At 63.1% G+C, this 5499-nt stretch carries 7 protein-coding genes; 5 read left to right on the top strand and 2 right to left on the bottom strand.

The genetic code is table 11. From position 1 onward, the window contains the following. The 3 genes from EOA36_RS25905 to EOA36_RS25895 all read left to right on the top strand — a co-directional run. A partial coding sequence (locus EOA36_RS25905) for a DnaJ C-terminal domain-containing protein (protein WP_281040081.1) occupies positions 1–306 on the top strand: 306 nt, incomplete at its 5' end. A 104-nt stretch (positions 307–410) separates the two neighbouring features. Then, a complete protein-coding gene (gene fabI / locus EOA36_RS25900) occupies positions 411–1229 on the top strand; it encodes an enoyl-ACP reductase FabI (protein WP_015318818.1) in 819 nt (272 codons plus the stop codon). Between the two features lie 52 nt (positions 1230–1281). Further along, positions 1282–1869, top strand: coding sequence for a histidine phosphatase family protein (locus EOA36_RS25895; RefSeq protein WP_127279984.1), 588 nt, complete (start codon positions 1282–1284; stop codon positions 1867–1869). 108 nt (positions 1870–1977) lie between these two features. On the opposite strand, the gene EOA36_RS25890 is transcribed toward EOA36_RS25895, so the two are convergent. Then, positions 1978–2241, bottom strand: coding sequence for a DUF1344 domain-containing protein (locus EOA36_RS25890; protein WP_127279983.1), 264 nt, complete (start codon positions 2239–2241; stop codon positions 1978–1980). Positions 2242–2426: 185 nt separating this feature from the next. Here EOA36_RS25890 and aroC point away from each other — a divergent pair, with 185 nt between their 5' ends. Further along, entirely contained in the window at positions 2427–3542 is a 1116-nt protein-coding gene (aroC, locus tag EOA36_RS25885) for a chorismate synthase (protein ID WP_127279982.1), read from the top strand. 83 nt (positions 3543–3625) lie between these two features. After that, the gene (gene ribB / locus EOA36_RS25880) at positions 3626–4726 is read left to right on the top strand and encodes a 3,4-dihydroxy-2-butanone-4-phosphate synthase (RefSeq protein WP_127279981.1); all 1101 of its coding nucleotides are present in this window, start codon (positions 3626–3628) and stop codon (positions 4724–4726) included. Positions 4727–4745: 19 nt separating this feature from the next. On the opposite strand, the gene EOA36_RS25875 is transcribed toward ribB, so the two are convergent. Next, positions 4746–5499 (bottom strand): MFS transporter (locus tag EOA36_RS25875; protein WP_145969311.1); only part of this gene is annotated, 754 nt, incomplete at its 5' end.

Raw genomic sequence — 5499 nt, 5'->3', positions numbered from 1 at the left:
CTGGTCAAGATTCACATCCGTCGCCATCCGCGCTACCGCATCGAGGGCCGCGACCTGCACGCCGATCTGCCGGTGACGCTGGCGGATGCGGTGCTGGGCGCCAAGGTGCCGGTCGAGACGCCGACCGGCAGACTCGCGGTCAATGTTCCCGCCTGGTCGAGCTCGGACAAGGTCCTGCGGCTCAAGGGCAGGGGCTTGCCCGAGAAAGCCGGCGGCCATGGCGATCTCTACGCGCATGTGCGCATCATGCTGCCGGAAGGCGGCGACAGCGCGCTCGAATCGCTGTTGCGTGGCCAAAAAGGCTGATCGAGAGCTTTGTCCCCCGAACTGTCCGGTTTGAACGCTTGAAGGGGCTGTGTGCCTGTGCGATAGGCACTCCACAAAGCAGAAACCTTGCGGAGAGCGCTGACATGGCGGGTGGACAGGGCCTAATGGCCGGCAAGCGCGGCCTTATTCTTGGCGTCGCCAACAACAGGTCGATCGCCTATGGCATTGCCAAGGCCTGCGTCGATCACGGCGCAGAGATCGCACTGACCTATCAGGGCGAAGCCTTCAAGAAACGAGTCGAACCGCTGGCGGCGGAGCTGGGCGCCTTTGTCGCCGGCCATTGCGACGTCACCGATCCCGCGAGTCTGGACGAGGTTTTCGCCAACGTCGCCAAGCATTGGGGCAAGCTCGATTTCCTCGTCCACGCCATCGCTTTTTCCGACAAGGACGAGCTGACCGGCCGCTATGTCGAGACGACGCGGGACAATTTCCTGCGCACCATGGACATTTCGGTCTATTCCTTCACCACCATCGCCAAGCGAGCCGAAGCGCTGATGACCGAGGGCGGTTCGCTGCTGACGCTGACCTATTACGGCGCCGAGAAGGTGATGCCGCACTATAACGTCATGGGCGTCGCCAAGGCGGCACTCGAGGCCAGCGTGCGTTACCTCGCGGTTGATCTTGGCGCCAAGAAGATCCGCGTCAACGCGATTTCCGCCGGCCCGATCAAGACGCTTGCCGCCTCCGGCATCGGCGATTTCCGCTACATCCTGAAGTGGAACGAATACAATTCGCCGCTGAAACAGACGGTCACGCAGGAAGAAGTCGGCGATTCCGGGGTCTATTTCCTGTCCGACCTGTCGCGTGGCGTCACCGGCGAGGTGCACCATGTCGATTCCGGCTATCACGTCGTCGGCATGAAGGCGGTCGACGCGCCGGATATTTCGACGGTCAAGGATTAGTTCTCTCCGCCTGTCCTGCGTCCAGGCCCTGGCCCGATCTCCGGAAGAGCTGATGTATCCGCTGGTTTATATCGTGCGCCACGGCCAGACCGCGTGGAACGCCGAGTTCCGGCTTCAGGGCCAGGCCGACACCGATCTCAATGCTCTCGGCCGCGAGCAGGCGACCGGAAACGGGCATCGGCTGGCCGAACTCGTCGGCGTTCCCCAGGAATTCGACTTCGTCGCCAGTCCGATGAGACGCACGCGCGAAACGATGGAACGCATCCGCGCCGCCATGAAACTCGATCCGCTCGCCTACCGAACCGATATCAGGCTCATTGAAGTCAATTTCGGCGATTGGCAGAGTTTTACCTTTGCCGAGCTCGAGACGCGGTCTCCCGGGGCAAGCAGGACGCGTGCTCGCGACAAATGGAATTTTCAGCCGCCGGGCGAAGGCGCCGAGAGCTACCAGATGCTGCTCGAGCGGGTGAAGCCATGGTTCGACGAGATCGACCGCGAGACGATTTGTGTCACGCATGGCGGCGTCATGCGCACCCTGTTTCGCTTCGTGCTTGATATGCCCGAGGACGAAGCGGCGAACCTGGAGATACCGCAGGATCGCGTGCTCAAACTTGAAGGCCGGAGCCTGGAATGGCTTTAGGGCGCCTGATGACGACCTATTGCTAATGCATGTCGCCCAAAAGTGACCTCGGTTTTGGGGAAGACGACATGCATAAAAACAAAGAACTAAAGCGCGTCGCGACGCGCTTTAGTTCGTGTCGCCGTCTCCCGGCAACTGCATGTCGGTGACGACGTTTTCGCCATCGGTAACATCGTAAGCGATGACGATGTCCATGCCCGGCTTCAGCGCGTCGAGATCGGTTTCGGCGTTCAGCTTGTAGGATTTGCCGTCGTCCAGCGTCAGGGTCAGCGCATCCTTGTCGACCTTCTTGATCAGGCCTTCGGTCTGGCCGGCAAAGGCGGCGGTGGAAAGCAACAGCGTGGCGGCAACAGCGCCAATCAGGGTACGCATTATCGTCCTCTTTGGTCATTGCGCCGGCCTGGGTGGCGGCGGGTCCTCAACGGCGAATGGAAGAAAGCAGAAACCAGCCGAATGTGTCAAAACTTAAACGGCGGGGATGACAGTTTGACCACTGTGGAAAACGCCAATAGAAGGCAGGCTTCAGCCGGTTTTGATGCCGGGCAGGGCGCTTTTCCATGTCTCACAACACGTTTGGCCATCTTTTCCGCGTCACCACCTGGGGCGAAAGCCATGGCCCGGCGCTCGGCTGCGTGGTTGACGGCTGTCCGCCGGGCATCCGTTTCACGCGCGATGAAATCCAGGCCGAGCTCGACAAGCGCCGCCCGGGCCAGTCGCGCTTCGTCACCCAGCGCCGCGAACCGGACGAGGTGAAGATCCTCTCGGGCTTCGTCATCGACGAGGACGGCGCGACGATGATCACCACCGGCACGCCGGTGTCGATGCTGATCGAGAATGTCGACCAGCGCTCGAAGGACTATGGCGAGATCGCCCGCCAGTTCCGGCCGGGCCATGCCGACTACACCTACGACGTCAAATACGGCATACGCGACTATCGCGGCGGCGGCCGCTCCTCGGCGCGCGAGACGGCGGCCAGGGTCGCCGCCGGCGCGCTCGCCCGCAAGGTGGTGCCGGGCATGGTGGTGCGCGGCGCGTTGGTGTCGATGGGCGAAAAGGCGATCGATCGCGGCAACTGGAACTGGAATTTCATCGGCGATGCCGAGAACCCGTTCTTCACCCCGGATCCGGCTTCCGTGCCTGTCTTCACGCAGTATCTCGACGGCATCCGCAAGGCCGGCTCCTCGGTCGGCGCGGTGATCGAGATCGTCGCTGACGGTGTGCCTCCCGGCCTCGGCGCGCCGATCTACGCCAAGCTCGACCAGGATATCGCCTCCGGCCTGATGTCGATCAACGCCGTCAAGGGCGTCGAGATCGGCAATGGTTTCGAGGCCTCGCGTATCACTGGGGAACAGAATGCGGACGAGATGCGCATGGGCAATGACGGCAAGCCGGTCTTCCTCTCCAACAATGCCGGCGGCATCCTCGGCGGCATCTCCACCGGGCAGGCGATCGTCGCGCGCTTTGCCGTCAAGCCGACCTCGTCGATCCTGACGCCGCGCAAATCCATCGACAAGGACGGCAACGACGTGGAGGTGATGACCAAGGGTCGCCACGACCCCTGCGTCGGCATCCGAGCCGTGCCGATCGGCGAGGCCATGGTTGCCTGCGCCATCGCCGACCACTATCTGCGGCACCGAGGACAGACAGGAAAGGGAATAGGCAGTAGGGATTAGGCATTAGGCCAGTCTGCCCGCCCGAAAGAGCCAAAGTTTCCTTTCCCTACTGCCTATTTCCTCCGAGCGAAGCGAGCATTTCCATGCCTTACGACCAGAAGAAGATCGTCGAAGCCATCCGGGCTTTCGAACGCGGCGAGATCGTCGTCGTCATGGACGATGATGGGCGTGAGAACGAGGGCGACCTGATCGTCGCCGCCGTCCACTGCACGCCGGAGAAGATGGCCTTCATCGTGCGCAACACGTCGGGCATCGTCTGCACGCCGATGCCGCGCGAAGAAGCCAAGCGGCTGAACCTCGCGCCGATGGTCGCCGACAATGATTCGGCCCACACCACCGCCTTCACCGTCAGCGTCGACTTCAAGCACGGCACGACGACAGGCATTTCAGCCGACGACCGCACGCTGACCGTGCGCAATCTTGCCAACGGCAATGTCGGCGCTTCGGATTTCGTCCGCCCCGGCCACATCTTCCCGCTCATCGCGCGTGAAGGCGGCGTCTTGATGCGCTCGGGCCATACCGAGGCGGCCGTGGATCTGTGCAAGCTCGCTGGCCTGCCGCCAATCGGCGTCATCTCGGAACTGGTCAACGACGATGGCACCGTCAAGCGCGGCCCGCAGGTACAGGCTTTCGCGGAGGAACACGGCCTGAAGCAGGTTTCGGTCGCCGATCTGATCGCTTACCGGCAACGCAAGGAAACGCTGGTCGAGCGCGTCGCCTGCTCCGACATCGAAACGCTGGGCGGCAAGGCGCAGGTCTTCACCTACACGCTGCCCTGGGACACGATGCATCACGTCGCCATCGTCTTCGGCGACATCCGCGACGGCGAGGACGTCCCGGTGCGGCTGCATTCGGAGGATGTGGTGACCGATGTGTTCGGCACCAGCCACCGGCTGGACGCCATCATGAAGGCGATGGGCGAGCGCAAGCGCGGCGTCATCGTCTATCTCAGAGAGGGCTCGGTCGGCGTCGCCCACCAGGAGCGCAATCGGCCGGTGTCGGGCGACCGCGAGGACCATGAAGAGGCGCGCCGGCGCGAGAGCGAATGGCGCGAGATCGGGCTTGGCGCCCAGATCCTGAAGGATCTCGGCATTTCCTCGATCAACCTGATCGCCTCACGCGAGCGCCACTATGTCGGCCTCGAAGGCTTTGGCATTCATATCGCCAAAACCGAGATTATCTGAGCTCAACAAACCCTGGCGGTCATTCGGCAGGGATTGCCGCCTCGCATCCTTCCAACTCGCATTCGTGGGTGGCAAGGCTGCGCTGGCCGAGCAGCACCGTAACCAATGCGATAACGCCTGATGCAACCGACACCCAGAACCCGTTCTGGGCGCCGAACGCATCCACCACCGCGCCGGCGGCGAAGGAGCCCAGCGCCATGCCGATACCGATCCCGGTCATCACCCAGGTGATGCCTTCGGTCAGCATCGCTTCCGGCACATGCCGTTCGATCAGGCCGAAGGCGGTGATGAAGGTCGGCGAGATCGCCACGCCGCTGATGAACACGGTCAGCGCCAGCAGCGGCACCGTACCGGCGGTGAGCGGCAAAAGCGTGCCAAGCGCGACCAGGGCGACCGCGATTGCCAACTGGCGTTGCAGCGGTGCTTGCAGGTTGAGGGCGCCGACGATGATGCCGAGCACGAACGATCCCAGCGCATAGACGCCGATGACAAGGCTGGCGGCGCCCGGCTGGCCGAATTCCCCAGTGATGGCCACCGTGCTCACTTCCGTCGTCGCGAAGGTCGCGCCGATGAAAATCAAGGCAAGGGTGATGATCTGCACCGGCCGCAGCCTTATTGCCGAGCCGCTCGTGGCACGGTCCACCGGCCGCACCTGCGGTTCGGTCGAGCGCTGCAGGATGAAAGCCGTTGAACCGATGGCCAGCAGCACGGTGCTGACCAGGACGCCGGCTTCAGGAAAGAGGCCCGCACTGAGTCCCACCGACAACGACGCG

The sequence above is a fragment of the Mesorhizobium sp. M8A.F.Ca.ET.021.01.1.1 genome (assembly GCF_003998025.1).
GTDB lineage: Bacteria > Pseudomonadota > Alphaproteobacteria > Rhizobiales > Rhizobiaceae > Mesorhizobium.
The sequence above is the reverse complement of the archived record's forward strand: the minus strand, read 5'-3'. Positions and strand labels throughout refer to the sequence as shown.

What these genes read in the sequence shown, in the direction of transcription:
- ribB (WP_127279981.1), top strand. Translation starts at nt 3,626, where the DNA reads ATGCCTTACGACCAGAAGAAGATCGTCGAAGCCATCCGGGCTTTCGAA.
- EOA36_RS25890 (WP_127279983.1), bottom strand. Translation starts at nt 2,241, where the DNA reads ATGCGTACCCTGATTGGCGCTGTTGCCGCCACGCTGTTGCTTTCCACC.
- EOA36_RS25895 (WP_127279984.1), top strand. Translation starts at nt 1,282, where the DNA reads ATGTATCCGCTGGTTTATATCGTGCGCCACGGCCAGACCGCGTGGAAC.
- fabI (WP_015318818.1), top strand. Translation starts at nt 411, where the DNA reads ATGGCGGGTGGACAGGGCCTAATGGCCGGCAAGCGCGGCCTTATTCTT.
- aroC (WP_127279982.1), top strand. Translation starts at nt 2,427, where the DNA reads ATGTCTCACAACACGTTTGGCCATCTTTTCCGCGTCACCACCTGGGGC.